Here is a 25,725-nt window from a genome sequence, read left to right as displayed (position 1 = left end):
AATATCTTGGTCTCGTTCGATTGGCTGGTTAAGGTGTATCCACGCGAGCCTCCTGCTACCACCAATGCATCGCCATGGGGCTCCAGGGTTGCCAATATCGCCAGCCTTACCCATAACCTATTGGTTATGGATGGGCGCGCTGTTTTCAATAGGCGCCATGCTCTATCCGCGCGACCATACTTCGCAGAGCCCGTACCGTCGGCCAAGTCTGAGCACGGTCAACGGGTCGACTCCATAATTTCAATAACCGGAGCCTGTCATGCCTGTTGAGGACAATAGCCGTTTCATCATTCGTGATCGTAACTGGCACCCCAAAGCCTTCACCCCCGATTACAAGACCTCCATACCGCGTTCGCCGCGTCAGGCGCTGGTGAGTATTCCGCAATCCATTTCGGAAACCACCGGGCCGGACTTCACCCATCTGAAAATGGGCAAGTACGACAACGATCTGCTGCTCAACTTCAACAATGGCGGTCTGCCGGTAGGCGAGCGCATCCTGGTCTGCGGGCGGGTGATGGATCAGTACGGCAAGCCGATTCCGCATACCTTCGTGGAAATGTGGCAGGCCAATGCCGGTGGCCGTTACCGCCACAAGAACGACCGCTATCTGGCGCCGCTGGATCCGAACTTCGGCGGTGTAGGCCGCGCCCTGACCGACAGTGAAGGCAATTACAGCTTTCGCACCGTCAAGCCGGGCCCGTACCCATGGCGCAACGGCCCCAATGACTGGCGCCCTGCGCACATTCACTTCTCGATCAGTGGCCCGTCGATTTCGACCAAATTGATCACCCAGCTGTATTTCGAAGGGGATCCGCTGATCCTGCTGTGCCCGATCGTCAAGGCCATCGCCAACCCGGACGCGGTACAGACGCTGATCGCCAAGCTCGACATGAGCATGGCCAACCCCATGGATTGCCTGGCCTACCGCTTCGACATCGTGCTGCGCGGCCAGCGCAAGACCCACTTCGAGAACTGCTGAGGAGCCTGTCATGCCTGTCGAACTCTTGCGCGAAACCGCTTCGCAAACAGCCGGCCCTTACGTTCATATCGGCCTGGCACTGGCTGCCGCCGGCAACCCGACCCGCGAGCAGGAAATCTGGAACCAGATGGCTCAGCCTGGTGCGCCGGGCGAGCACATCACCCTGATCGGCCACGTCTACGATGGCAACGGCCACCTGGTGCGTGACGCCTTTCTGGAACTCTGGCAAGCCGACCATCAGGGCCGCTACGACACCGAGTACGATCTGGACAAACCCTTCAACGGTTTCGGTCGCACTGCGACCACCTTCGATGCCGGCAGCGAATGGACGGTGCAGACCATCAAGCCCGGCGTGGTCGACAACGCCGCCGGGGTGCCGATGGCGCCGCATGTCAACGTCTCGCTGTTCGCCCGCGGCATCAACATCCACCTGCACACGCGCATCTACTTCGACGATGAAGCCGAGGCCAACGGCAAGGATCCGGTGCTTAACCTGATCGAGCAGCCATCGCGTCGTGAAACCCTGGTCGCCAAACGCTGCGAGGTTGACGGCAAGCCGGCCTACCGATTTGATATCCGCATTCAGGGGGACGGCGAAACGGTGTTTTTTGATTTCTGACAGAGGGTTGGATACGTCCGTCGAGCAGATCGACGAGCGTATCCATCAGGGGTTCACGGCGGCACTCGAAGCCCGCGGCTTTCGTGCCGATACCGAGCAGCAGCGAGCAATCGATACCCTGGCGCATTGGCTGCAAGGCTGGTGCACCGGGCGTCGTGGCTGGCTGCGCAAACCCGCCGCCGGGGTTTACCTGTGGGGCGGCGTAGGCCGCGGCAAGAGCTTCGTCATGGATGCCTTCTTCGCCGCCGTACCCTTCGCCGCCAAGCGCCGTGTGCATTTCCATGCGTTCCTGCAGGAATTGCAGGAGCGCATGAAGGCATTCGCCGGCCACCCCGATCCTCTGGTGCTGGCGATCCGCGCGCTGGCGCAGGACATCCGCCTGCTGTGCTTCGACGAATTCCACGTGCATGACATCGGCGATGCCATGCTCCTGCGGCGCCTGCTCGATGTGCTGGTCGAGGAGGGCGTCGGCCTGGTCATGACCTCCAACTATGCGCCCGCGGGCCTGTGCCCCAATCCGTTGTACCGCCAGCGCTTCACGCCGGCGATCAACATGATCGAAAAGCGCTTCACCGTGCTGGCGCTGGACGCCGGTATCGATTACCGCGAACTGCCCGGTGGCGGGCAGCGCTGGGGCGAATACCTCTGGCCACAATCGGCGGGCGGCCTGGCGTACCTGGAAAAGTGGCTGGCGCTGGATGACGAGGCGCAGCGCGACCAGTCGCTGACCGTCAACCATCATCCACTGCAGGTAAGGGCACTGGCTCCTGGCCGCGCCTGGCTGGAGTTCTCCGAGCTGTGCGGTAACGCCCATTCCACCGCGGACTTCCTCTGGCTGCTGCAACGCTACCCGCGTATTGCGCTGACGGGGGTACCGACCCTGGATTCGCAGCCCACCGATGCCTGTCAGCGGTTCATCAACCTGATCGATATCGCGTACGATGCCGGCGCTAACTTGCTGCTGTGCAGCGAGTCCAGCCTCGAGCGCCTATGCCGCGGCTCGGCTCACCAGGACTTCGGGCGTACCCGAAGCCGGTTGAGCCAACTGCAGGCACGTGAGCTCTGCATGATCGAAAACACCGCCCACGATGTCGGTGCTGCCAGCGACAAGGAATTCTGAAACCGTGCTGCAAATCCTCCAGATCACCGCGCCGATCTTTCTGCTGATCGGGCTCGGTTATGCCGCCGCCATGAGCGCTGTACTCAGCCGCGAACAGATTCGCGGCATCGGTGCGTTCGTCATTACCTTCGCGATGCCGGCGCTGCTGATCAAGACCCTGGGCACCTCGCCGATTCAGCAAACCCTTATTCCCGGCTACCTGCTGGCCTACACCGTAGGTTCCAGCGTGGCCTTCGTGGCAGCATTCTGCGTTTCGCGCTGGCTGCGCCGTGACGACCTTTCCGGCTCGGCGATCAACGCCATGGGCATGTCGGTATCCAACAGCGGCTTCGTCGGGTACCCATTGGTGGCGGCGGCCATCGGTTCGCCTGCGGTGCTGGGCATGGCCATGGGCATGCTGGTGGAAAACCTGCTGCTGATTCCGTTGGCGCTGGTACTGGCCGAGGCAGGTAAGCAGCAGGGTGGCGACTTGTTGACCGTGCTGCGTATGACCTTTGGACGGCTGCTGAAGAACCCGGTGATCATAGGCATCGTCATTGGGCTCAGCGTGTCGCTGCTGGGGATCGAGATTCCGCCACTGCTGCTCAAGCCCATCGACATGCTGGCCGGGGTTTCGGCGCCGCTGGCGCTGTTCGTGATCGGTGCCGGACTGTTCGGCATGAAGGCTCGCGGTGTGTGGATCGACGCCGCGTGGATATCCACCGGCAAGCTGATTTTCCATCCACTGGCGGTGCTTTGCGCGTTCATGCTGGTGCCCGGCGTAGATCCGGTCATGAAGGCCGTCGGGGTGTTGTTCGCCTGCTCACCGATGATGAGCATCTTCCCGATCCTCGGTCAGCGCTTCGGCCTGGAGGATCGCTGTAGCGCGACCCTGCTGGTGGCCACCGTGCTGTCGTTCGTCACCATCAGCGTGGCGCTGATGTTCATCCACGTCACGCCAGCCTGAGCGCTTGCCCCTCATGGCGGTGATGCGACCAGGTGGTAGGCCGGGCGGCGATCCGCTGAAGCCCACCCTACATGGCTCAATCGTAGGGCGGTAGGGTGGGCTTCAGCCCACCAACTCCAGTGTCCGCTTCCGGCTCTATACCTGGCTACCGAGCTGTTCGGCGCGGCGCAGCCAGTTCTGGCGCTGGGTTTCCGAAGAGGGGCGCACGGGTGAGAACTCCGCCAGGCGCCGGGTCTTGATGCCGCAGAAACCGAGAATGGTGCGCTTCATCTGACGGTGAGCCGGGGCGCCGTAGATCCAGCGGAAGTACCAGCTTGGCGTGTCCTGGGTCACCAGTAGATCTGCAGTGCGGCCGCTAAGCAGTTTGTCCCACAGCTGCGAGTCGCTGCGGTACTTGAAGGCGAAGCCGGGTAGCAGCACGCGATCAAAGAAGCCTTTGAGCAGCGCTGGCAAGCCGCCCCACCAGACCGGATAGACGAACACCAGGTGCTGGGCCCAGTGAATCTGTCGCTGGGCTTCGAGCAGGTCCGGCTCCAGGGTCTGGCTCTGTGTGTAGCCTTCGTGCAGCACCGGATCGAAGCTGATCGCCCCCAGATGAATCTGCCGCACCACGTGGCCTTCGGTACGCGCGCCAAGGGCGTAGGCCTCGGCCAGCGAATGGCACAGGCTGTCGCTTTTCGGCGTGCCGATGATCATCAGGATGCGCTTGCCATCACCCTCGAGTGGGGTGGCGCCGCTCTTGGCGGTTTCAGTCATGTTGCCCTGCCTCCAGCATGGTTTCCGGGCGAACCCAGGCGTCGAACTGTTCCGCGGTCAGATGACCCAGCGCCAACGCTGCTTCACGCAGGGTGGTGCCGTCCTGATAAGCCTTCTTGGCGATCTCGGCGGCCTTGTCGTAACCGATATGCGGATTCAGGGCAGTGACCAGCATCAGGCCACGTTCCAGGTGCTCCGCCATGCGCTGCTCATCAGGTTGCATCCCGACGATACAGTGTTCACGGAAGTTGCGACAGCCGTCGGCCAGCAGGCGAATCGACTGCAATACGTTATGGATGATCACCGGTTTGTAGACGTTGAGTTGCAGGTGACCCTGGCTGGCCGCGAAGCCGATGGTCACGTCGTTGCCCATCACCTGGCAGGCGAGCATGGACAGCGCTTCGCACTGGGTCGGGTTGACCTTGCCGGGCATGATCGAGCTGCCGGGCTCGTTGGCCGGCAGGCGCACTTCGGCAAAGCCGCCGCGGGGACCGGAGCCGAGCAGGCGCAGGTCATTGGCGATCTTCATCAGCGTGGTGGCCAGGGTTTTCAGGGCGCCGGAAAGGGCTGCCAGCGGCTCGTGGCCGGCGAGGGCAGCAAACTTGTTCGGTGCGCTGCGCAATGGCAGGCCGCTCAATGCGGCCAGTTCGGCGGCAATGGCCTCGCCGAAGCCAGATGGCGAGTTCAGCCCGGTGCCCACTGCGGTACCACCCTGGGCCAGCTCACAGACCGCTGGCAGTGCCGCGCGGATCGCCTGTTCCGAGTATTCCAGCTGGGCCACGAAAGCCGACAGCTCCTGGCCGAAGGTGATGGGTGTGGCGTCCATCATGTGCGTACGGCCGGTCTTCACCAGGCGGCTGTGGCGCGCGGCCTGATCCGCCAGGGCTTCGGACAATTCGCCGATGGCGGGCAGCAGGTCGCGTTGCACCGCGCCGACTGCGGCGATGTGCATGGCGGTCGGGAAGCAGTCGTTGGAGCTCTGGGCACGGTTGACGTGATCGTTGGGGTGCACCGGGCTCTTGCCGCCGCGCGGGTTGCCGGCCAGCTCGTTGGCGCGCCCGGCGATCACTTCATTGACGTTCATGTTGCTCTGGGTGCCGCTGCCGGTTTGCCAGACCACCAGTGGAAACTGTTCGTCGTGCTGCCCAGCGATCACCTCGTCGGCAGCCTGTTCGATCAGCCGAGCGATCTCCGGCGGCAGGTCGCCGATACGGTCGTTGATGCGCGCAGCGGCTTTCTTGATCAAAGCGAGCGAATGCACCACAGCGATGGGCATGCGTTCCTCGCCAATCGCGAAGTTGACTCGCGATCGTTGGGTCTGGGCGCCCCAGTAGGCTTCTTCGGGGACGTCGATGGGGCCGATGCTGTCGGTTTCGGTGCGACTCATGAGGGGGCTCTCCGTTGCTGTTCAGGCAGTTTAGGCTGCGACAACGGCTACACGTTCCACTTCCAGTCGTTTACCAGCGTGTTTGTGTCGCGCCTATCCAGCCCTGCGCAGCCTTTACGGGCACGCGCTCGCCCTGGGCGTCGCGGAGCATGCCGTCGTAGTGGCCGAACCACTGCTGGGTATCGGCGTACAGCAGGCCTAACCGTGGCTTGGCGATATGAACCTGCCGCGGCGTGAAGGTGAGGTCGACCTGGTCATCGTCGGTGCATAGGTGCCAGGGTGCCAGCGGGTTTGTCTGAACCTGGCGCATCTGTACGGCTTGATCGAGGTGCAGCAAGAGTCCACCAAACCACAGGGCGTTCTCCGACAGGCCACTGTGATCCGTCCAGCCCGCGCCGAAATTGCCGCCGATGCCGCCTGGTGCGGCAAATGCGGCGCGCGTCCAATGGCTGTTGAGTGGCCAGACACCGCGGCCGAAATCCATCGACGCGAAGCTCTGGCCGCTGGCGCAGTGATATTCACGATCACCTAAGTGAATACTGCCGCTGGCCGGCAGGCCGACCTGTCGGCAAGTAGCATGAAAGCTTTTTTTGCCGAGCGGTATGACCAAATTCACCGATTCCAAATGGGCGGGGCGCTGTATATCCAGTGCCAGATGCAGGGGCATGCCGCCGATATTCGTCGAGGTGGCGGTCAGGCGAACGCGGCCAGGGTATTCGTTGAAATGAATCTGCAGGCGGGGGTGGTTGAAGGCATGGCTGCCCTGTGGGGTATCCGGCAGGCTGCAACCGCGGCCGAACAGGCTCAGTTGGCTGTGGGCCACATTGTGGCCGCTGTTCAGGTCGAGAAAATAGACAGCGCCGTAGCCGACGTAATCGAGATCGGCCTGAATCAGCGACAGCGTCCAGTCAGGTGTATTGATGCTCCAGTGGTTCCAGCGCTTGCGGCGCCCCAGGTTGCCCGGCAGGGAGCAGTCGACCCGAGGTTGCGACGACCAGCCGGCTGCATCCGGGTTGAAGCGACCTTGCGGGTCACACAACGGAATTGGCGGTGGTAGAACGAAAGGGCTATTCATCAGGCACGTCCATGTGTGCACTAGTCAGTCGCCGAGCATGCAGGCGTTGCTCGTTGGCAAGCAAGTACTGGCATTTTGGACCTTGCTGGAAGGGTGCGCCAATAGGCATTTAGCGATAGTCATGAGCTCTTGATAGCCAGGCCAAGATCGTTCACCTGTGCGAAAAGGCTTGAGAGGCAAGGGAACGGGGCACAAAATGCGCGACAGTCGGTCAAAGCACCTCACCCTCGTGATCAGGAGTACCCCGATGTCCCGTATCCCCGCACTCTGCATTGCCGCTCTGCTGGCTGTCGGCAGCACTCAGGTGCTGGCCGATGCCCGCAGCCATGCCGCTGATGCTGAGCGCTTCCTGCAGCTCGCCCACGCCGACAAGCTCGCCGTTCCGGTGTACGCCCAGGTTCAACAAATGTTCGCCCAGCGCTTCGCCGAGGCCAAGGCGCCTGAGAGCAAGCAGGCCGTGCTGGAAACCTACCAGGCCAAGGCCAACGCCGAGCTGGACAAGGCGGTCGGCTGGGACAAGCTCAAGCCCGATATGGTCAAGCTCTACACCAGCAACTTCAACGAACAGGAACTCAAGGATCTGATTGCCTTCTATCAGTCGCCACTGGGCCAGAAGGTACTGCAGAAAATGCCGGCACTGACCGCGCAGTCCGCTCAGATCACCCAGGCCAAGCTGGAAAGCGCGGTACCGTCGGTGAACAAGCTGCTGTCGGACATGGGCACTGAACTGGGCGCCAAGAAGCCCTGATATCCGCCGTGGTCGGCACTGGCCGGCCACGGTTTCCCTCGCGGAGCAATCGATGTCCAAAATTGAACACCTCCAGACAGCCTTTGCGGCCCTGCAACCCGAGCACCTCGACGTGCTGGACGAGAGCCACATGCACAGCCGCGGCCTGGAAACCCATTACAAGGCCGTGATCGTCAGCCCGCAGTTCGATGGCCTCAACGCCGTCAAGCGCCATCAGAAAGTGTATGGCGTGTTAGGCGATCTGATGAGCCAGGTGCATGCCTTGGCGCTGCACACCTACACCCCTCAGGAATGGGCCGCTCAGGGCATTGCCCCGGACTCGCCGACCTGCCGCGGTGGCAGCAAGCACGATCATTGATCCCCATTGCGCAGGCTGGTTAGCGCTTCACCGACCATGAGGCCGTTCAGCGCCACAGTCGCCGGGTGCTCGCCGTGCGCGGTTCGCGGGTTATCGGCTCTGGCTGCGTTGTGAATGGTGGGCTGAAGCGGATCGCCGCCCGGCCCACCCTACGCGGACGTTCCGGTAACGCTGTTACCACTCGACGACGATCTTGCCGAAATGGCCGGCGCTTTCCTGCAAGCGGAAGGCATCCGCGAGGTTTTCCAGGGCGAAGCTGCGGTCGAGGATCGGGCGCACGCCGGACTGTTGCAACGCCCGGATGTAATCCTGCTGATGGCGGCGGCTGCCGACGATTAATCCCTGCAAGCGCACCTGTTTGGCCATCAGTAGCGAGGTCGGCACCTCTCCCTGACGCCCGGTCAGCACGCCGATCAGGGCGATATGACCGCCCACGCGCACGGCGCTGATCGATTGCGCCAGGGTACCCGGGCCGCCGACTTCGACCACCTGATCGACGCCACGTCCACCGGTCAGCTCCAGCACCCGTTTGCCCCAGTCCGGCGTCTTTCGATAGTTGATGGTGTGATCGGCACCGAGCTGGCGCAGCCGCTCGAGTTTCTCGTCGGACGAGGAGGTGGCGATCACCGAGGCGCCCATCATCCTGGCGATCTGCAGGGCCGCGATGGACACGCCGCCGCTGCCCAGAATCAGTACGCTGTCACCGGCTTTCAGCCCGCCGTCTACAACCAAGGCTCGCCATGCGGTCAGCCCCGCAGTGGTGATGGTCGCTGCTTCGGCATGGCTCCAGCCACGCGGTGCATGGGTGAAGGCGGTGGCGGCGCGTACCGCGTACTGGGTCGCGAAACCGTCGATGCCATCGCCCGGTGTGCCGGCGAAGTTGCTGACCGGGGCGAATACGTCGCCGTCCGGCCATTGTGGGAAGAAGCCGGAAACCACGGGGTCGCCGACCTGAAACTCACTGACTCCTTCGCCCACGGCTTCGACCACGCCGGCCCCGTCGGCCATCAGTATCCGGCCATCCGCCGTAGGAATGCTGCCGTTGGCCACCAGCAGGTCGTGAAAATTCAGCGAGCTGGCGTGCAAGGCCACGCGGATCTGACCTGCCTGGGGTTGCCCGGGATCGGCGATTTCGCGGGCTTCGATGCGCTGCAGCCCGCCGGGTGCGCGAATGATCATGGCTTTCATGACTGCTCCTCGACCTTGTGCAGGCCAGTAAATCAATGGACGTAAGGTTCGATTCAGGTCAGGTAGCGTTTGAACCAGGCAATGCTGCGCTCCCAGGCGAGTTCAGCAGCGGCTTCGTCGTAGCGTGGTGTCGAATCGTTGTGGAAACCGTGATTGGTACCGGGGTAAATGTGCGCCTCGTAGGTATTGCCGGCAGCCTTGAGTGCCGCCTCATAAGCCGGCCAGGTGGCGTTGACGTTCGGGTCTGTCTCGGCGAAATGCAGCAACAGGGGCGCCTTGATCCGAGTGACGTCTTCGGGTTTTGCCTGGCGGCCATAGAAGGGCACTGCCGCAGCCAGTTCCGGGTAGGCCACCGCAGCCGCATTGGATACTCCACCGCCATAGCAGAAACCGGTGATGCCGATCTTGTCGGTAGTCTGATCGCTGGCCTGCAGATACTCGATTGCGGCGAAAAAATCGTTCATCAACTTTTCCGGGTCGACCTGTTGTTGCAACTCGCGACCTTTCTCGTCATTGCCTGGGTAGCCGCCCACCGAACTCAGGCCATCCGGCGCCAGAGCAATGAAACCAGCCTTGGCGACACGCCTCGCGACATCCTCGATATAGGGGTTCAGGCCACGATTCTCGTGTACCACCACCACGCCAGGCACAGGCCCCTTGGCATTGGCCGGGCGAACCAGATAGGCCCGCACCTGGCCGGTGCCATTGGGCGAGGAGTAGTGAAGGTAATCGGCGACGATGTCCGGATCGGTGAATTTGACCTGCTCGGCCATGGCGTAATCCGGGCTCAGGGAGGAGAGCAGGGTGGCTGCAGTAATGCCACCGACGGCGAATCGGGTCGCGCGGTCGAGAAAGTCACGGCGGCTGATCCGGCCGTGCACGTAATAATCGTAGAGCTCCAGCAGCTCGGGATGAAAGTCCTTGGCGGTGAGGCGGGGCATGTGAGGCTCCTTGAATCGGGTTGATCGACTCAGGTCGATGCTGGTGCTGATCGACGACGGCAACTGGCGACGAAAAACAGGTGCACCTGCAAAGGTAGCTTACTGATCGTCTGTGCAGGGTAAGGCAGCGTCCTGCCCATCAGCGTTCGAGTCGATCGGGATCATTTCCGTTGGCCACGTACTATCTGGCAGTGGCGCGCTTGGTGCAGCCCATTGCGCGTCGCCCTACACCTGAGCGGTCAACACCAGTAAACTAGCCGGCCCATTTCCAAGACAGCCCATACTCCGGCAACGCCAGAGGCTGTGGCGAGCGATTTGCGGCAGTGGTTTCCCATTTCGTACCCAGTCCGCCCTTTGCGAGGGCGACTACTGAAGGACAGTGACATGACCAACAATATCGTCGTGGCGGCGCTCTACAAGTTCGTTTCCCTGCCGGACTATGAGGCGCTGCGCCAACCCTTGCTCGACACCTTGGTCGCCAATGGCATCAAGGGCACGCTGCTGCTCGCCGAAGAGGGCATCAACGGTACCGTTTCCGGCAGCCGTGAAGGCATCGACGGCCTGTTCGCCTGGTTCGCCCTCGATCCGCGTCTGGCCGATGTCGATCACAAGGAGTCGTACTGCGCCGAGCAGCCGTTCTACCGTTCCAAGGTCAAACTGAAAAAGGAAATCGTCACCCTCGGTGTTCCGGGCGTCGATCCTAACCAGCGTGTTGGTACCTACGTTGAGCCTCAGGACTGGAACGCGCTGATCGCCGACCCCGAAGTGCTGTTGATCGACACCCGCAACGATTACGAGGTATCTATCGGCACCTTCGAAGGCGCCATCGACCCGCAGACTAAATCCTTCCGCGAGTTTCCGGCCTACATCCGCGAGCACTTCGACCCCAGCAAGCACAAGAAGGTGGCGATGTTCTGCACCGGTGGCATCCGCTGCGAGAAGGCCTCCAGCTACATGCTCAACGAAGGCTTCGAGGAGGTTTACCACCTCAAGGGCGGCATCCTCAAATACCTGGAAGAAGTGCCTCAGGAAGAAACCCGCTGGCAGGGCGACTGCTTCGTCTTCGACAACCGCGTCACCGTGCGTCACGACCTCAGCGAGGGTGACTACGACCAGTGTCACGCTTGCCGTACGCCGATCTCGGTCGAGGATCGCGCCTCTGAATACTTCAGCCCAGGCGTGAGTTGCCCGCACTGTTGGGACACGCTGCCGGAGAAGACCCGCGAGGGCGCCCGTGAGCGCCAGCGTCAGATCGAACTGGCGAAAGTGCGCAATCAGCCCCATCCTCTGGGCAACAACCCCCGCCAAAAACACGAGGCCTGAGGATGCACGCGCGCCTACTCTATGTAATGGATCCGATGTGCTCCTGGTGCTGGGGCTTCGCGCCGGTGGTCGAAGCGCTGGCAGCCCAGGCCGCCGAGCGCGGTGTGCCGATGGAACTGGTGCTTGGCGGTCTGCGCCGTGATCAGGTGGCCATCGATGCCGCCGCGCGGGTGCGTTACCTGGGCTACTGGCAGGCGGTCAATGCCAGCACTGGTCAGCTATTCAACTTTGATGCCGGGCTGCCCGAGGGCATGCGTTACGACACCGAGGCGGCTTGCCGAGCGGTGGTCACCGTGCGTGGCCTCGACCCACAGAGTGCCTGGCCAATGGCGCGCCGCATTCAGCAGGCCTTCTACCAGGAAGGTGCGGACGTGACCCAGGCAACGACCCTGGTGCGCTTGGCCGAAGAGGTTGGTATTCCGCGCATCGAATTCGCCGAAGCCTTCGACAGCGAAGAACAGCACAAGGCCACTGCCGCGGATTTCAGCTGGGCACAAGATCTCGGCATCTCCGGTTTCCCGACCTTGCTGGCCGAGAAGGGCGGGCGCCTGGCGTTGCTCACCAACGGCTATCAGCCACTCGACGCCCTGTCGCCACTGCTCGCGCGCTGGCTGGAGCATGCCATCGATGGTTGATCGCCTGAGCTGGGCGGAAATCCGTCGCCTGGCCTTGCGCCACAAGCGAGCGCTGATCCTCGCCAATCTAGTCGCCGTGCTGGCGACCCTGTGCAGCGTGCCAATCCCCTTGCTGCTGCCATTGCTGGTCGATGAAGTCCTGTTAGGTGACGGCAATACCGCGCTCAAGGTGATGGACAACTTTCTGCCCGACGCCTGGCAAACGGCGGTGGGCTACATTTTTTTGATGCTGGCGCTGACGTTCGTGCTGCGCGGCTGTGCGCTGATTTTCAACGTGGTGCAGGCGCGACTGTTCGCGCGGCTCTCCAAGGACATCGTCTATCGCATCCGTATCCGTCTGATCGAGCGGCTCAAGCGTATTTCTCTCGCCGAGTACGAAAGCCTCGGCGGCGGCACGGTGACCACGCATTTGGTCACCGATCTCGACACCCTCGACAAATTCATCGGCGAGACCCTGAGTCGCTTCCTGGTCGGCGTGCTGACCCTGGCCGGCACCTCGGGGATCTTGCTGTGGATGCACTGGAAGCTGGCGCTGCTGATTCTGCTGTTCAATCCCCTGGTGATTTACGCCACGGTGCAATTGGGCAAGCGCGTCAAACACCTGAAAAAACTCGAGAACGACAGCACCTCTCGGTTCACCCAGGCGCTGACGGAAACGCTGGATTCGATCCAGGAAGTGCGTGCCGGTAACCGCCAGGGCTTTTTTCTCGGTCGCCTGGGTGGGCGTGCCCGTGAGGTACGTGATTACGCCATCGCCTCGCAGTGGAAGACCGATGCCTCGAACCGCGCCAGCGGCCTGCTATTCCAGTTCGGCATTGACGTGTTTCGCGCCGCGACCATGCTCACCGTGCTGTTCTCCGACCTGTCCATCGGCCAGATGCTCGCGGTATTCAGCTACCTGTGGTTCATGATCGGTCCGGTGGAGCAATTGCTCAGCCTGCAGTACGCCTTCTATGCCGCCGGTGGTGCGCTGACCCGCATCAACCAGTTGCTGGCACGTCGCGACGAACCGGACTATGTCGGTGGCGCCGATCCGTTCAAGGGCCGTGAAACGGTGGGTATCGATATCCGTGAGCTGACCTTCTCCTACGGTGAAGAGCCAGTGCTCAGTGGGCTGAATATGTCCATCGCGCCAGGAGAAAAGGTCGCCATCGTCGGTGCCAGCGGCGGCGGCAAGAGCACCCTGGTGCAACTGCTGCTGGGCTTGTACACGCCGCAGGCGGGGATCATTCGCTTTGGTGGCAGCAGCCAGGAGGAGATCGGTCTGCCGGTCATTCGTGAGCATGTGGCGGTGGTGTTGCAGCATCCTGCGCTGTTCAACGATACGGTGCGTGCCAACCTGTGCATGGGCCGCGAGCGCAGTGACGAAGCCTGCTGGCACGCGTTGACCATTGCCCAGTTGGCACAGACCATTCGCCAGTTGCCGCAGGGCCTGGATACTGTTGTGGGTCGTTCTGGCGTGCGCCTCTCTGGAGGCCAGCGGCAACGCCTGGCCATCGCACGGATGGTGCTTGCCGAACCCAAGGTAGTGATTCTCGATGAAGCTACCTCGGCACTGGATGCCGCTACCGAATACGCCCTGCACGAAGCCCTGGCGCAGTTTCTCAGCGGCCGCACCACGCTGATCATCGCCCACCGCCTGAGCGCGGTTAAGCAGGCTGATCGGGTACTGGTATTCGATGGCGGCAGCGTCGCCGAAGATGGTGACCACCGCCAACTGATCGCCGACGGCGGCCTGTACGCCAAGCTATACGGCAATCTGCAGCACTAGGCGGGCTAACCCAGTACGGCGTGGGAGCCCGCTTGCGGGCGATGCAAGAGCGGCCATATCGCAAGATCGGCGTTGGCAAGACGATTCGCCCGCAAGCGGGCTCCTACACTACTGAGCTGTCTGCAGGCTGTGCGGTTGCCGCCAGCCCTGTAGGAGCGTCGCCCTCGGCGCGAAACGATTGTGGCCTGACCGCATCATTTGCGGCGATCCGCCGAGCTACCGATAACGTTCTCTACTCGTGTGGCAGTTTACTGCCCCATTGCTGGATCGCCTTGGTGCGTTGCACGCTGGCGTTGACGGCCTTGTCGAGTTCTTCGTTGTAATCATCCAGCCAGCTGCGCGAGCCGGGGATCATGTCGGCCAGGTCGCGCATGCCGTTCTTCAGGGCCTGCAGGCTCTGCTGGAAGCTCTGCTCCTGACCCAGCAGGGTGCGGCCCATAAGTTTCAGCGCGGCGATGTCCTGGGACGGCGGTGCCGCTGGCGCCGCGGCAGCTGGAGCCGCGGGCGGCGGGGTGGCAGCCAGTTTCAGTAGGGCATCCTGGCGTTTTTGATCCTCTTTGAGGCTGGCCAATTCCTTTTCCAGCGCTTCGGCACGCTGTTGGACGGCGGCGAATGCCGCGGGGTCGAAAGGAGGTGGCTCGTCAGCGAGCATCTTCACCACCGCCGAGGTGGCCAGGCTGGAGAGCACGATGAACAGCAGCAGCGCCAAGCCGAAGATCAGCAGGCGGTTGAGGCGGTTGGCCTTTTCCAGCTTGGCCAGGCGCACCTCATCGCTGTCAGGGGTGAGATCGAACGCGGCGGGGCTCTCGGCTTCGGAAGGCGTTTCACTGCTCATAGCGGCCTCGTTGTTGGCTCGTCTTGGATGGTTGTCATTCTGGCAGCGTTTGCGGTTATCTGCCTGTCATTCGGCCATCATCCCGTCGGCAGCCAAATCGACCATGCTGTAAAGAAAGGTTTACGAGCGGTGGAGGTCTGTCGCTCTGAAAGCAGTGAATATTGGCCCGCGCCCATGTGATGTATCGATCCGTTGCCACGGCCACGACCTAATAGTCATCTCGCACCCATCCGAGGGCCTTGCCCCGAACACTCGCCTCGACTGTCATGAAGCCATAATGACAACGAGGACAACCCATGAACGCCGTGTCCAGAATCGAACAGCACAACCCCATCGGAACCGACGGTTTCGAGTTCGTCGAATTCACCGCTCCTACGCCTGAAGGCATCGATCAGCTGCGCCAGCTGTTCACCGCCATGGGCTTCACCGAAACGGCCAAGCACCGCAGCAAGCAGGTGTGGCTGTTCCAGCAGCACGGCGTCAATTTCGTTCTCAATGGCAGCCCGACTGGCCATGTGCACGCCTTTGCCGAGAAGCACGGGCCGAGCGCCTGTGCCATGGCCTTCCGGGTTCACAACGCCGCCCAGGCTGCCGCCTATGTGAAGGAGCAGGGCGCTACCCTGGTCGGCAGCCACGCCAACTTCGGTGAGCTGAACATTCCTTGCGTCGAAGGCATCGGCGGCTCGCTGCTGTATCTGGTTGATCGTTACGGCGAACAAAGCATCTACGACGTGGACTTCGAGTTCATCGAAGGTCGCGGCCCGGACGACAACGCCGTCGGCCTGCAGATGATCGACCACCTCACCCACAACGTGAAGCGCGGACAGATGGACGTCTGGTCCGGCTTCTACGAGCGCATCGCCGGGTTTCGCGAGATCCGTTATTTCGATATCGAAGGCAAGCTCACCGGCCTGGTCTCCCGGGCCATGACCGCGCCCTGCGGCAAGATCCGCATCCCCATCAACGAGTCGGCGGACGACAAGTCGCAGATCGAGGAATTCATCCGCGAGTACCACGGTGAGGGTATCCAGCATATCGCGCTGTCCACCGACGACATCTACGCCACCGTGCGCAAGCTGCAGGCCAACGGCGTGGCCTTCATGAGCACGCCGGACACTTACTACGAGAAGGTCGACCAGCGCGTGGCCGGGCATGGCGAGCCGCTGGACGTGCTGCGTGACCTGAGCCTGCTGATCGACGGTGCGCCGGGAGACGACGGCATCCTGCTGCAGATTTTCACCAACACGGTGATCGGCCCGATCTTCTTCGAGATCATTCAGCGCAAGGGCAATCAGGGCTTCGGCGAGGGCAATTTCAAGGCCCTGTTCGAATCCATCGAAGAGGATCAGCTGCGTCGTGGTGTGATTAGCGAGGAGTAGCGCCATGAGCCGCCAATGGATCAGCTTTCCCCTGCGTGAAGGCGAGCACTCGCGCCAGGCTCACTGTGACTTGCCGGCCGAGACCTACGAGCGGGAAATGGGCCGCGAGGGTTTCTTCGGCCCTGTGACCCATCTGCATCACAAGCATCCGCCCACCGGCTGGGTCGACTGGCAGGGCCCGCTGCGGCCCCATGCCTTCGACTTCAACCGGATTGCCAGCGAGCACGACTGCCCGCTACAGGCGCCGCTGACCCTGCATAACGCCGACATTCGCTTGCGCGTGTGGAAGACCGCCGGCGCCATGAACCACCTGGTGCGCAACAGCGATGGCGACGAACTGCTGTTCGTGCATGACGGCGCAGGGCACTTCTACTGTGATTTCGGGCACCTGGAGTATCGCGATGGCGATTATCTGGTGATTCCCCGTGGCACCGCCTGGCGCATCGAGCCGACAGCGCCCAGCCATTTCCTGCTGATCGAAAACACCGATGGCGCCTATCAGGTTCCCGACAAGGGGCTGCTCGGGCCTCAGGCGATCTTCGATCCGGCGGTGCTCGATCACCCACATATCGATGATGCCTTCAGGGCCCAGCAGGACGAACGCTCCTGGCAGATCCGCATCAAGCGGCGCAACCAGATCAGCACCGTGACCTACCCCTACAACCCGCTGGATGTGGTGGGCTGGCACGGCGACAACACCGTGGTGCGCCTCAACTGGCGCGATATCCGGCCCCTGGTGAGCCATCGCTACCACCTGCCACCGTCGGTACACACCACCTTCGTGGCCAATGGTTTCGTGGTCTGCACATTCACACCACGCCCGGTGGAGTCCGACCCCGGTGCACTCAAGGTGCCGTTCTTCCACAACAACGATGACTACGACGAAGTGCTGTTCTATCACCGCGGCAATTTCTTCAGCCGTGACAACATCGAAGCCGGGATGGTCACCCTGCACCCCTGCGGCTTCCCCCATGGCCCGCACCCCAAGGCCCTGAAGAAGGCGCAGACCGACCCAGCCACCTTCACCGATGAGGTGGCGGTGATGATCGACACGCGTCGTGCCCTGGAGGTGGCTGACGCCGCCGCTGCGGTGGACGTTGCCGAGTACGTGAATTCCTGGCGTGCGCCGGGCAAGGAGTCCTGATGAAACTGGCATCACTGAACCAGGGGCGCGACGGCGTGTTGGTGGTCGTCTCCCGCGATCTGTCACGTGCCGTTCGCGTGCCGCAGATCGCCCACACGCTGCAGGCCGCCCTGGATCAATGGGCGAGCGTGCGGGCACAGTTGGAGGCGGTCTACCAGCGTCTCAATGATGGCCTGGAGGCCGCCGCGTTCGACTTCGACCAGCGCGATTGCCACAGCCCGCTGCCGCGCGCCTATCACTGGGCCGATGGCAGTGCCTACGTCAATCATGTCGAGCTGGTGCGCAAGGCCCGTGGTGCCGAGATGCCCGAGTCGTTCTGGCACGAGCCGCTGATGTACCAGGGCGGTTCGGATGCCTTCATCCCGCCCCACGCGCCGATCCGCCTGGGTGACGAAGCCTGGGGTATCGATCTGGAAGCCGAACTGGCGGTGATCACTGACGACGTACCGATGGGTGTCACGCCTGCCCAGGCACTCGGGCATGTACAGTTGCTGCTGCTGGTCAACGACGTGTCGCTGCGCAACCTGATTCCCGGCGAGCTGGCCAAGGGCTTCGGCTTCTACCAGAGCAAGCCATCGTCGAGTTTCTCACCGGTGGCGGTCACCCCGGACGAGCTGGGCGAGAGCTGGCGCGAGGGGCGGGTACATCGGCCGCTGGTGTCGCACATCAACGACCAGCTGTTCGGCCAACCCGACGCCGGCACCGACATGACCTTCGACTTCCCCACGCTGATTACCCACGCCGCGCGTACCCGCCCCCTGGGCAGCGGCACCATCATCGGCTCGGGCACCGTCTCCAATTACGACCGCAGTGCCGGCTCCAGCTGCCTGGCCGAGAAGCGCATGCTGGAAGTGCTCGAACACGGCGAGGCGAAAACCCCGTTTCTCAAGTTCGGTGACCGGGTGCGCATCGAGATGTTCGACGCCGCTGGCGCAAGCATCTTCGGCGCCATCGACCAGCAGGTCGAACGCTATCACTAGCCTGTAGGAGCGTCGCCCTCGGCGCGAAGCGATAGCTGTTTTGCCGCGTACTCGGCGTCGCCACGCGATTCGCCCCGGGGGCGGGCGCCTACAAATAGGGAGGCCATCGTGTTGACGCTATACGGCTACTGGCGCTCCAGCGCCGCTTACCGGGTGCGGATTGCACTCAACCTGAAGGGCCTCGCTTACCGGCACGTGCCGGTGCATCTGGTTCGCGACGGTGGTGAGCAGCACGGCGATGCCTACCGGGCGCTGAACCCCCAGGGCCTGGTGCCGCTGCTGGTGGATGAGGAGAACGGTGGCGTGCGTATCGCCCAGTCCCTGGCGATTCTCGAATACCTCGACGAGATCTTCCCGGTGCCGGCGATACTGCCTGGTGACCCGGCCCAGCGCGCGGCGGTCAGGGCGCTGGCGCTGCACATCGCCTGCGAGGTGCATCCGCTCGACAACTTGCGGGTGCTGCAGTATCTCGAGCGTGAGTTGGGCGTCTCCGAGGAGGAAAAAAACGTCTGGTACCGGCACTGGGTGGCTCAGGGCCTGACTGCCGTGGAGCAGGGCCTGGTGGCGTACGGTGAAACATTTTCCCTGGGCAAGCGGCCCGGCTATCTGGAAGCCTGTTTGGTTCCACAGGTGTACAATGCGCGCCGTTTCGACTGTGACCTCGATGCGTATCCTCGCATCCTCGCTCTGACCGCACGCTGTGAGGCCCTCGAGGCATTCCAGCAAGCCGCACCGGATGCCCAGCCCGACGCGCAGTGATCGACGAGAAAACCAAGCCATTCCGCCAGGCCACGAGCCGAGCGGGTTCGATCCCGTCACGGTCGATCACCCACAGGTGACAGATGCCAAGCGAAATGCTCCAGACAGGCCCGCTCAAGCGCGGCCTGAAGAACCGCCATATTCAATTGATCGCCCTGGGTGGCGCCATCGGCACCGGTTTGTTCCTCGGCTCGGCCGGGGTCATGGCGTCGGCCGGACCATCGATGATCCTTGGCTATGCGATTGGCGGTTTCATCGCCTTCCTGATCATGCGCCAGCTCGGCGAAATGATCGTCGAAGAGCCCGTGGCCGGCTCCTTCAGCCACTTCGCCAACGCCTACTGGGGGCCGTTCGCGGGCTTCCTGTCGGGCTGGAACTACTGGGTGCTCTACGTGCTGGTCGGCATGGCCGAGCTCACTGCAGTGGGCAAGTACGTGCAGTACTGGTGGCCAGACGTGCCGACCTGGGCCACTGCGGCGGTGTTCTTCGTCGCCATCAATGCCATCAACCTGACCAATGTGCGAGTGTTCGGCGAGGCCGAGTTCTGGTTCTCGATCATCAAGGTGGTGGCGATCATCGGCATGATCCTGCTCGGTTGCTACCTGCTGTTCAGCGGCGCAGGCGGCGAGCAGGCATCGGTCAGTAACCTGTGGAGCCACGGTGGTTTCTTCCCCAACGGTATCTCGGGGCTGGTGATGATGATGGCCATCATCATGTTCTCCTTCGGCGGCCTGGAGCTGGTGGGCATCACCGCGGCCGAAGCCGATCAGCCGAAAACGGTGATCCCCAAGGCGATCAACCAGGTGGTCTATCGCATCCTGATCTTCTACATCGGCGCGCTGACCGTACTGCTGTCGCTGCATCCCTGGGACGATCTGGTGGCGACCCTCACCGCCGGTGGCGACTCCTACGGCAGCAGCCCCTTCGTGCAGATCTTCTCGCTGATCGGTAGCGACACCGCCGCGCACATCCTCAACTTCGTGGTGCTCACCGCGGCGCTGTCGGTCTACAACAGCGGCGTGTACTGCAACAGCCGCATGCTCTATGGCCTGGCAGAGCAGGGCAATGCGCCCAAATCGCTGCTCAAGGTCGACAAGCGCGGTGTGCCGGTACTGGCGATCTTCTTCTCGGCAGCCTTCACGCTGATCTGCGTGGTGGTCAACTACCTGGTACCGAAGAGCGCACTGGAGCTGCTGATGTCCCTGGTGGTCGCCGCGCTGGTGATCAACTGGGCGATGATCAGTCTGGCCCACATCAAATTCCGCAAGGCCATGCAGGCCAAGGGCGTCGAGCCGTCGTTCAAGGCCTTCTGGTTTCCCTTCGCCAACTACCTGTGCCTGGCGTTCGTGCTGTTCATCCTTGGTGTGATGCTATTCATTCCGGGCATTCGCATGTCGGTGTTCGCCATTCCGTTCTGGTTGCTGTTCATCTGGGGCTGCTTCCAGCTGCGCCAGCGTCGGCTCGCTCGGTAACCAACGGGGCCGCCATCTGCGACACCCGCAGCACAACGCTGCGGGTGTCATTTTTGCCATCTGTTGCCGTGCTGCAACCTTTTGTTGCGCTACAGCAAACCTCTCAGTGAACCTGAAGGTATAGTGGCAACTTAATGGCGCTGCCTTTTTGTTAAGGCTTTGCGCCGCGCGGCCGATTACCTTTCTGAAGCCATGAGTAGCGTCGATGTAACGGCGCTCGAGCACTGCAATTTATAAAAATAAATGGAGCCGCTTAGATGTTGCATTCTGCCACTCGACTGTTCGTCGACCTTTCCGTAGGCAAGAAACTTCTGATGGGCTTTGGCCTGGTGCTGTTGCTGACCGTTGCCGTGACCGGCAGTGGTTTCGTCGCCGTGCAGGCGGTGATGCAGGGGCACGCCCAGTCCCTCGGGCTGTCGACCATCGACGCGCAGATACTCGGTGCGCGGCGTATGGAGCGCGACTACGCCATCAGCCACAGCGAAGCCGATGCGCAGCGTATGCGTGAGCAGCTCGCCAAGGTGCGTGCCGGCCTGGCCGAGCAGATCGCCAGTGCCACCCCCGCCGAACGCGAGCGCCTGCAGGCCATGGATACCGCCACTGCTGATTACCTGCAGCAGTTCGATGCCAGCGTGCAGCAGCAGGCTCGCGCCAGCGAGGCCCGTACCCAGATGGGCGAAGCGGCCCAGGAAGCGCGCAGCCAGTTCGAGATGATCGAGCTGGGTATGTACGATGCCGTGCGTGAGTTACGTCTGGGTGGCGACCAACTGCGGGGCAGCGACCCACTGACCCTGGCGGAAACCGCCTCCAACCTCAGCAAGCGCATGCTCGAACTGCGCGGCCACGAAAGCCAGTTCATCATCGATGGTTCACCAGCTGCGCTGGAAGACTGGAACTTCGTCAGTTACGACCTGCAATCGTCAGCCAGCGGCCTGATGGTGTGGCTCAATGACGATCAGAAACGCGCGATCGAGGCTGCTCTGGTGGCGCTCAGCACTTATCAGCAGGCGTTCACCAATTTCCAGGCGCTCTACGAACAGAGCAAAGCCACTGATGCGGCCATGCTCCAGCAAGCCGACCAGGTGCTGGCGCTGGCCGAGCAGGCCAAGAACGTCGAAGAGCAGAGCATGACCGATGACAGCCGTAGCGCCATGTTGCTGCTTGGCAGCATGGGCGGCGCGGCCGTGTTGATCGGCCTGTTCGCGGCGCTGAGTATCAGCCGTTCCATCGTCGCGCCGCTGCGCCAGACGGTGGCCTTCGCCCAGCGTATCGCCGGCGGTGACCTCAGTCAGGATTTGCCGCTTAATCGCCACGATGAACTCGGTCAGCTGCTCGAAGCCATGCAGGGCATGACCCGTAGCCTGCGCGATCTGGTCGGGCGGATTGGCGGCGGTGTTGGGCAGATCGCCGCGGCAGCCGAGCAGCTCTCGGCGATCACCGCTCAGACCAGCGCCGGCGTGCAGAACCAGAAGGTCGAAACCGAGCAGACTGCTACCGCCATGCACCAGATGGCCGCCACCGTGCAGGAAGTCGCGCAGAACGCCGAGCAGGCATCGCTGGCCGCTGCAGATGCGGATCGTGAAGCTCAGCAGGGCAATCAGGTGGTGCAGCAGGCGATCAGCCAGATCGGCAAGCTGGCCCAGGAGGTCGAGCAGTCGGCCGAAGCCATGCAGGAGCTGAATCAGGAAAGCGGTCGTATCGGCAGCGTGCTCGAGGTGATCCGCGCGGTTGCCGAGCAGACCAACCTGCTGGCGCTCAACGCCGCCATCGAGGCCGCCCGCGCTGGCGACCAAGGGCGCGGTTTCGCCGTGGTGGCCGATGAAGTGCGAGCCCTGGCGCGACGCACCCATGACTCGACCCAGGAAATCGAAAACCTGATCGCCAATCTGCAGCGTCTGGCCGGTGGCGCCGCGACCCAGATGGAAGGCAGCCGGGCGTTGACTCAACGCACCGTGAGCCTGGCAGGCGAGGCAGGGGAGGCGCTTGGCCGCATCACCCAGGCGGTGAGTACCATCGAGCAGATGAACCAGCAGATCGCCGCGGCGGCGGAAGAGCAAAGCGCGGTGGCGGAAACCATCAGCGAGAGCGTTACGCGAGTACGTGACATCGGCGAGCAGAGTGCCAGCGCCAGCCAACAAACCGCTGCATCGAGTGCCGAACTGGCCCGTCTTGGCGTCGAGCTGCAGGGCCTGGTGCGGCAGTTCCGAATCTGAGCCCGTGATACCTGGGAGAGGGTTTCCCGGGTATCGCTTCGCTCGACCCAGGCTACGGGCTGCTTTCGTTTAACAACTCCGGCGGATGTACGCGAGCTATGTAGCCTGGGTTGAGCCTGCGAAACCCAGGGGATTTCTCGGGTATCGCTGCACTCAACCCAGGCTACGGTTTATAGCGCCGGGTCTTTCTTGTCGTTTGCGGAGCTGGCGGCTTTGCGGCCTGGGGCCAGATCGGTATCGGCGGGTGAGCGCTCGCCCTGCGGGTACTGGCTCAGCTCGCTGGCCCAGAGCGCCAGTGGCACGGGCGTCGAAGGTTGCCAGATGCGCTGCCAGAGCAGGGCAAGGCGCTGCATGTCACCCCGTTCTGCCGGCCAACGATTGATATAAGGCTGCACCTGCCAGGCGTTGTCCTGCCAATGGGCGAAATCGAAGCGGAACGGGTGGAAGCCGGTCATGCCCAGGCGAATATCGGTCACCACCAGGTGGTCGCCGAGCTTGTCGTAGCGCAGTATGTCATCCGTGAACCATTGCAGCCGTTGGTGAGACGGCGAATCATCCAGCACCTTCCCGAGCTCGGCACCGCGAGGCATTCTTTCCAGTACCGGTGGTGCACTGTCGAACCAGCCCACTAGCGCTTCGTGGTAGTCCTCACCCTCGATCACGATCACTCGCCACAGCAACGTATTGAATGGCGTCGGCGAGCTGAAGATGGCTTTGGCCTCGATGCCCTGACGGGCCAGTTCCTGCTCAACCCGTTGTTCGGCCATGTATTTGCCGCCCAGGGTCGAGGCCAGGTAAACGGTAGAAAACGCCAGTGCCCAATTCACCACCGGGTTGGCCCGATCTTTCAGGCCGCTGATCAGCCCATAGATCACCGCGCCAAGCAGCGGCAGGCTGTAGACCGGATCGATGATGAAGATGCTCGACCAGGCTGCCGGTGTTGGTGTGAATGGCCAGAACAGCTGCGTGCCGTAGCTGGTAAAGGCGTCAAGCAGCGGATGGGTAATCAGTACCAGCCAGATCGCCAGGAACAGCCGCTGCGCCGAATAACCAGGGTGTGGTCGCCACTGTCGTAGCAGCCAGGTCAGCAGCAGGGCAAAACCAGTGAGCACGAACAGTGAATGGCTGAAGCCCCGGTGGTAGGTCATCGCCGCCACCGAGTCGCCATAGTCGATGACCACATCCAGATCCGGCAAGGTGCCCAGCACGGCGCCGTACAGCAGCGCCTTGCGCCCTTGCCAACGCCCCAGCAGAGCGCCCTGAATGCTGGCGCCGAGTACGGCTTGGGTAATCGAATCCATGGTCTTCTCTGAAATGCCTGCGCGGTCGACTAAGTTACTTGAGCGCCTCGGCGCTCGTATCGGCAAATTTCAAGCAAAGGTTTCAGCCGATAGACCCTAACAGGCCGTTGAAAAACGTAGGCGAGGCCGCCGATGCGAGGCAGAAACAGGCGAAAAAGCGGAGTTTACAAGCCGTAAATGAGCATTTTGAGCCAGTTTCTAACGAAGCAACGGCAACGCAGGTAGTTTTTCAACAGCCTGCTAGTCCATGTTGCTGACATGGGCGGACACGATCCGCCAGGCGCCCGCGATGCGTATCCAGGTCTGGGTCTGGCGGCCCGTGCGCGGATTGCCCTCACGGCTGAAGGCGATATGAGTGACGGCACTGTCGCTGCCGAAGCTGGTTATCGAGCGCTCGATGATCTTGCGTGACAGTCCGGTTGCCGGGCGGCCATCACGAAACGCGCGTATCGCGGCGCTGCCGTAGAGGTTTTCCGTGGCGCCGTAGCGAACCGTATGAGGGCTCTGCCAGAACAGCTCGTCCAGCGTGGCGATGTCGTTGCTGACCAATGCCTGTTCGTAACGCTCGAAGGCTGCGCTGACCTGGGCGATGACCAGAGGATCGTTCAGCTCCGACTCATCGGCTGCAGGCGACCCGTACAGGCGTGCCGGTGTCAGGCATACGCCGCGCCCTAGCAGGCCGGCCTCGCCCCGGGCATCGAGCATGGCGATAGCGACGTTCGGCAAGCTTGCGCGAGGGTCGATCCGCTCGATGTCGATAGCGGCTCCCAGGCCGAATGGGGCGAACAGTGGGTGCTGGCCTACCTGCCAGTGCGGTGCGCCAGCCGGGCGCCCCGGCAGCCAGCCGGCCATATCGGCGGCGACACCGGTGGCGTGGTGCCAGGCCTGGGCGCCGAAGCCGGCGGCATCGATCACACCGCTGTCGCCGAGCATCGGGCTGATTGGTTCTTCACCCGCTTTCAGGCGTGGCCCTAGTGGTGTGTGGGCTGCGGCCGTGCGCCAGCGAGTGGGCTCGCCGGCCAGCCGGATGCCGACCTCGATACCGTTGCCGGCCATTGCCACCAGCAGCGATCGCGCTGCGGGCTCATCGCACAGCGTGTCGAGCAGCAAATGGCAGGCGGCCATCCACAGCGTCAGGAAGAACAGCGGTGTTTCATCGAGCATCCGCTCGACCTCGTCGGCGCCTTTCAGCAGCGGTATCAGCCGCTCCTGCAGTGCCCGGCTGGCACCGCTGGTGACGCTGTGCAGGTCGTCACCGCGCTGCAGCCCGATGACTGCCACCGGAAGCAGATCGATGGGGCCGGCGGCGAGGGCGCTCTGCAATGCCCGGGCAAGCTCGCCATCGCGCCAGGCCAAACGTTCTATCACCGCCTGCTGGCGCGTGCCGAAACGGATCTGCGGCCCCCGGCCACTGCCCAGGATCGACCAGCAGGGGCGCGGGTTGATCCCAGCGGCATCGACCACCTCGACCAGCGTGGTACTCGGTGAAATCACCGCGGCCAGTGGCGTCACCACATTGAAATCCTGTGCCGATTCGAGGCGCACTTCACCGCTGGTGATCAGGTATTGCGCTGCAGCCTCGCTGTCGGCCCAGCCCTCGTGCAGGCAGCAGAGCACCGCGGATGACAGGATCGGCGCGCTCGGTTGTTCACCGAGACGAAAGGGCGGCCCGGCGTGCAGCAGGGTTCTGTCGGGCAGGCCGATGGCCTCGGCGGCGCTGACCACCCGTTGCCAGACGGGACGCACGGCATAAAGCTTTTCTAGCGCAGGCTGCAGATCGGTCATGGGGTTCGCTC

The 25,725-nt window shown here is 62.7% G+C and carries 23 protein-coding genes and 1 pseudogene; 16 read left to right on the top strand and 8 right to left on the bottom strand.

Translation table 11 applies throughout. The features are described 5' to 3' along the window. The first annotated feature begins 259 nt into the window (after nt 1-259). The 4 genes from pcaH to ACZ3GY_RS11605 are packed head-to-tail and all read left to right on the top strand — an operon-like array spanning nt 260 to nt 3,664. Nucleotides 260-979: a protocatechuate 3,4-dioxygenase subunit beta gene (gene pcaH / locus ACZ3GY_RS11620; protein WP_463565368.1), complete on the top strand. Its 720-nt coding sequence runs from the start codon at nt 260-262 to the stop codon at nt 977-979. A 10-nt stretch (nt 980-989) separates the two neighbouring features. Then, nucleotides 990-1,598 (top strand): protocatechuate 3,4-dioxygenase subunit alpha, encoded by a 609-nt coding sequence (gene pcaG / locus ACZ3GY_RS11615; protein ID WP_465910128.1) that lies wholly within the window; start codon nt 990-992, stop codon nt 1,596-1,598. A 7-nt stretch (nt 1,599-1,605) separates the two neighbouring features. After that, nucleotides 1,606-2,718 (top strand): cell division protein ZapE, encoded by a 1,113-nt coding sequence (gene zapE / locus ACZ3GY_RS11610; RefSeq protein ID WP_465910127.1) that lies wholly within the window; start codon nt 1,606-1,608, stop codon nt 2,716-2,718. Nucleotides 2,719-2,722: 4 nt separating this feature from the next. After that, entirely contained in the window at nt 2,723-3,664 is a 942-nt protein-coding gene (locus ACZ3GY_RS11605; protein ID WP_465910126.1) for an AEC family transporter, read from the top strand. 135 nt (nt 3,665-3,799) lie between these two features. Here ACZ3GY_RS11605 and ACZ3GY_RS11600 read toward each other — a convergent pair whose 3' ends face one another. The 3 genes from ACZ3GY_RS11600 to ACZ3GY_RS11590 all read right to left on the bottom strand — a co-directional run bounded on the left by ACZ3GY_RS11600 (nt 3,800) and on the right by ACZ3GY_RS11590 (nt 6,882). Continuing rightward, a complete protein-coding gene (locus ACZ3GY_RS11600; protein WP_463565365.1) occupies nt 3,800-4,420 on the bottom strand; it encodes an NAD(P)H-dependent oxidoreductase in 621 nt (206 codons plus the stop codon). Continuing rightward, nucleotides 4,413-5,807, bottom strand: coding sequence for a class II fumarate hydratase (locus ACZ3GY_RS11595; RefSeq protein WP_465910125.1), 1,395 nt, complete (start codon nt 5,805-5,807; stop codon nt 4,413-4,415). The genes ACZ3GY_RS11600 and ACZ3GY_RS11595 overlap by 8 nt, the downstream gene beginning before the upstream one ends. 70 nt (nt 5,808-5,877) lie before the next feature. After that, nucleotides 5,878-6,882: a DUF2804 domain-containing protein gene (locus tag ACZ3GY_RS11590; protein ID WP_463565363.1), complete on the bottom strand. Its 1,005-nt coding sequence runs from the start codon at nt 6,880-6,882 to the stop codon at nt 5,878-5,880. Nucleotides 6,883-7,129: 247 nt separating this feature from the next. Here ACZ3GY_RS11590 and ACZ3GY_RS11585 point away from each other — a divergent pair, with 247 nt between their 5' ends. After that, nucleotides 7,130-7,630, top strand: coding sequence for a DUF2059 domain-containing protein (locus ACZ3GY_RS11585; RefSeq protein WP_463565362.1), 501 nt, complete (start codon nt 7,130-7,132; stop codon nt 7,628-7,630). Between the two features lie 52 nt (nt 7,631-7,682). Further along, nucleotides 7,683-7,988 carry a BolA family protein gene (locus ACZ3GY_RS11580; RefSeq protein WP_225833328.1) on the top strand — a complete coding sequence of 102 codons (306 nt, stop codon included), beginning with the start codon at nt 7,683-7,685 and terminating at the stop codon, nt 7,986-7,988. A 174-nt stretch (nt 7,989-8,162) separates the two neighbouring features. Here the strand turns inward: ACZ3GY_RS11580 and ACZ3GY_RS11575 are convergent, their stop codons facing one another. Beyond that, complete coding sequence (locus tag ACZ3GY_RS11575) at nt 8,163-9,176, bottom strand: zinc-dependent alcohol dehydrogenase family protein (protein ID WP_465910124.1); 1,014 nt, start codon at nt 9,174-9,176, stop codon at nt 8,163-8,165. Nucleotides 9,177-9,229: 53 nt separating this feature from the next. Then, entirely contained in the window at nt 9,230-10,117 is an 888-nt protein-coding gene (yghX, locus tag ACZ3GY_RS11570; RefSeq protein ID WP_465910123.1) for a YghX family hydrolase, read from the bottom strand. 384 nt (nt 10,118-10,501) lie between these two features. Between yghX and trhO the strand changes: the two genes are divergently transcribed. From trhO to ACZ3GY_RS11555, 3 genes are read left to right on the top strand one after another with little or no spacing between them, the layout of a single operon-like run. Next, the gene (gene trhO, locus ACZ3GY_RS11565; RefSeq protein ID WP_463565359.1) at nt 10,502-11,440 is read left to right on the top strand and encodes an oxygen-dependent tRNA uridine(34) hydroxylase TrhO; all 939 of its coding nucleotides are present in this window, start codon (nt 10,502-10,504) and stop codon (nt 11,438-11,440) included. Nucleotides 11,441-11,442: 2 nt separating this feature from the next. Then, nucleotides 11,443-12,075, top strand: a complete 633-nt coding sequence (locus tag ACZ3GY_RS11560) for a DsbA family protein (RefSeq protein WP_463565358.1) — start codon at nt 11,443-11,445, stop codon at nt 12,073-12,075. Continuing rightward, the gene (locus tag ACZ3GY_RS11555) at nt 12,068-13,846 is read left to right on the top strand and encodes an ABC transporter ATP-binding protein (protein ID WP_463565357.1); all 1,779 of its coding nucleotides are present in this window, start codon (nt 12,068-12,070) and stop codon (nt 13,844-13,846) included. The genes ACZ3GY_RS11560 and ACZ3GY_RS11555 overlap by 8 nt, the downstream gene beginning before the upstream one ends. A gap of 232 nt (nt 13,847-14,078) precedes the next feature. On the opposite strand, the gene ACZ3GY_RS11550 is transcribed toward ACZ3GY_RS11555, so the two are convergent. Next, nucleotides 14,079-14,681: a hypothetical protein gene (locus ACZ3GY_RS11550; protein ID WP_465910121.1), complete on the bottom strand. Its 603-nt coding sequence runs from the start codon at nt 14,679-14,681 to the stop codon at nt 14,079-14,081. A 296-nt stretch (nt 14,682-14,977) separates the two neighbouring features. On the opposite strand from ACZ3GY_RS11550, the gene hppD reads away from it, so the two are divergent. The 7 genes and pseudogenes from hppD to ACZ3GY_RS11515 all read left to right on the top strand — a co-directional run bounded on the left by hppD (nt 14,978) and on the right by ACZ3GY_RS11515 (nt 22,628). Further along, nucleotides 14,978-16,060 carry a 4-hydroxyphenylpyruvate dioxygenase gene (hppD, locus tag ACZ3GY_RS11545; protein WP_465910120.1) on the top strand — a complete coding sequence of 361 codons (1,083 nt, stop codon included), beginning with the start codon at nt 14,978-14,980 and terminating at the stop codon, nt 16,058-16,060. 4 nt (nt 16,061-16,064) lie between these two features. Further along, nucleotides 16,065-17,204, top strand: coding sequence for a homogentisate 1,2-dioxygenase (locus tag ACZ3GY_RS11540; protein ID WP_465910119.1), 1,140 nt, complete (start codon nt 16,065-16,067; stop codon nt 17,202-17,204). Then, on the top strand, nt 17,204-18,184 hold the full coding sequence (locus ACZ3GY_RS11535; RefSeq protein ID WP_465910118.1) for a fumarylacetoacetate hydrolase family protein: 981 nt from the start codon (nt 17,204-17,206) through the stop codon (nt 18,182-18,184). Before ACZ3GY_RS11540 ends, ACZ3GY_RS11535 begins: the two co-directional genes overlap by 1 nt. Nucleotides 18,185-18,292: 108 nt before the next feature. Then, nucleotides 18,293-18,943: a maleylacetoacetate isomerase gene (gene maiA, locus ACZ3GY_RS11530; RefSeq protein ID WP_465910117.1), complete on the top strand. Its 651-nt coding sequence runs from the start codon at nt 18,293-18,295 to the stop codon at nt 18,941-18,943. An 83-nt stretch (nt 18,944-19,026) separates the two neighbouring features. Further along, a complete protein-coding gene (locus ACZ3GY_RS11525; RefSeq protein WP_465910116.1) occupies nt 19,027-20,415 on the top strand; it encodes an amino acid permease in 1,389 nt (462 codons plus the stop codon). A gap of 257 nt (nt 20,416-20,672) precedes the next feature. After that, a pseudogene (locus tag ACZ3GY_RS11520) lies at nt 20,673-21,773 on the top strand (HAMP domain-containing protein); the annotation flags it as partial. Next, entirely contained in the window at nt 21,756-22,628 is an 873-nt protein-coding gene (locus ACZ3GY_RS11515; protein ID WP_463566076.1) for a methyl-accepting chemotaxis protein, read from the top strand. The pseudogene ACZ3GY_RS11520 and the gene ACZ3GY_RS11515, both read left to right, overlap by 18 nt. 170 nt (nt 22,629-22,798) lie before the next feature. Here the strand turns inward: ACZ3GY_RS11515 and ACZ3GY_RS11510 are convergent, their stop codons facing one another. After that, entirely contained in the window at nt 22,799-23,929 is a 1,131-nt protein-coding gene (locus tag ACZ3GY_RS11510) for a metal-dependent hydrolase (RefSeq protein WP_465910115.1), read from the bottom strand. Between the two features lie 240 nt (nt 23,930-24,169). Then, complete coding sequence (gene hpxZ, locus ACZ3GY_RS11505) at nt 24,170-25,714, bottom strand: oxalurate catabolism protein HpxZ (protein WP_465910114.1); 1,545 nt, start codon at nt 25,712-25,714, stop codon at nt 24,170-24,172. Between the last annotated feature and the right edge of the window lie 11 nt (nt 25,715-25,725).

The sequence above is a fragment of the Pseudomonas sp. PME37.24/006 genome (assembly GCF_055556635.1).
This window is presented reverse-complemented; position numbering and strand designations above follow the sequence as displayed.

Coding starts and splice junctions, on each gene's coding strand:
- pcaH (WP_463565368.1), top strand. CDS start 260: ATGCCTGTTGAGGACAATAGCCGTTTCATCATTCGTGATCGTAACTGG.
- pcaG (WP_465910128.1), top strand. CDS start 990: ATGCCTGTCGAACTCTTGCGCGAAACCGCTTCGCAAACAGCCGGCCCT.
- ACZ3GY_RS11600 (WP_463565365.1), bottom strand. CDS start 4,420: ATGACTGAAACCGCCAAGAGCGGCGCCACCCCACTCGAGGGTGATGGC.
- ACZ3GY_RS11595 (WP_465910125.1), bottom strand. CDS start 5,807: ATGAGTCGCACCGAAACCGACAGCATCGGCCCCATCGACGTCCCCGAA.
- ACZ3GY_RS11590 (WP_463565363.1), bottom strand. CDS start 6,882: ATGAATAGCCCTTTCGTTCTACCACCGCCAATTCCGTTGTGTGACCCG.
- ACZ3GY_RS11585 (WP_463565362.1), top strand. CDS start 7,130: ATGTCCCGTATCCCCGCACTCTGCATTGCCGCTCTGCTGGCTGTCGGC.
- ACZ3GY_RS11580 (WP_225833328.1), top strand. CDS start 7,683: ATGTCCAAAATTGAACACCTCCAGACAGCCTTTGCGGCCCTGCAACCC.
- ACZ3GY_RS11575 (WP_465910124.1), bottom strand. CDS start 9,176: ATGAAAGCCATGATCATTCGCGCACCCGGCGGGCTGCAGCGCATCGAA.
- yghX (WP_465910123.1), bottom strand. CDS start 10,117: ATGCCCCGCCTCACCGCCAAGGACTTTCATCCCGAGCTGCTGGAGCTC.
- trhO (WP_463565359.1), top strand. CDS start 10,502: ATGACCAACAATATCGTCGTGGCGGCGCTCTACAAGTTCGTTTCCCTG.
- ACZ3GY_RS11560 (WP_463565358.1), top strand. CDS start 11,443: ATGCACGCGCGCCTACTCTATGTAATGGATCCGATGTGCTCCTGGTGC.
- ACZ3GY_RS11555 (WP_463565357.1), top strand. CDS start 12,068: ATGGTTGATCGCCTGAGCTGGGCGGAAATCCGTCGCCTGGCCTTGCGC.
- ACZ3GY_RS11550 (WP_465910121.1), bottom strand. CDS start 14,681: ATGAGCAGTGAAACGCCTTCCGAAGCCGAGAGCCCCGCCGCGTTCGAT.
- hppD (WP_465910120.1), top strand. CDS start 14,978: ATGAACGCCGTGTCCAGAATCGAACAGCACAACCCCATCGGAACCGAC.
- ACZ3GY_RS11540 (WP_465910119.1), top strand. CDS start 16,065: ATGAGCCGCCAATGGATCAGCTTTCCCCTGCGTGAAGGCGAGCACTCG.
- ACZ3GY_RS11535 (WP_465910118.1), top strand. CDS start 17,204: ATGAAACTGGCATCACTGAACCAGGGGCGCGACGGCGTGTTGGTGGTC.
- ACZ3GY_RS11525 (WP_465910116.1), top strand. CDS start 19,027: ATGCCAAGCGAAATGCTCCAGACAGGCCCGCTCAAGCGCGGCCTGAAG.
- ACZ3GY_RS11515 (WP_463566076.1), top strand. CDS start 21,756: ATGCAGGGCATGACCCGTAGCCTGCGCGATCTGGTCGGGCGGATTGGC.
- ACZ3GY_RS11510 (WP_465910115.1), bottom strand. CDS start 23,929: ATGGATTCGATTACCCAAGCCGTACTCGGCGCCAGCATTCAGGGCGCT.
- hpxZ (WP_465910114.1), bottom strand. CDS start 25,714: ATGACCGATCTGCAGCCTGCGCTAGAAAAGCTTTATGCCGTGCGTCCC.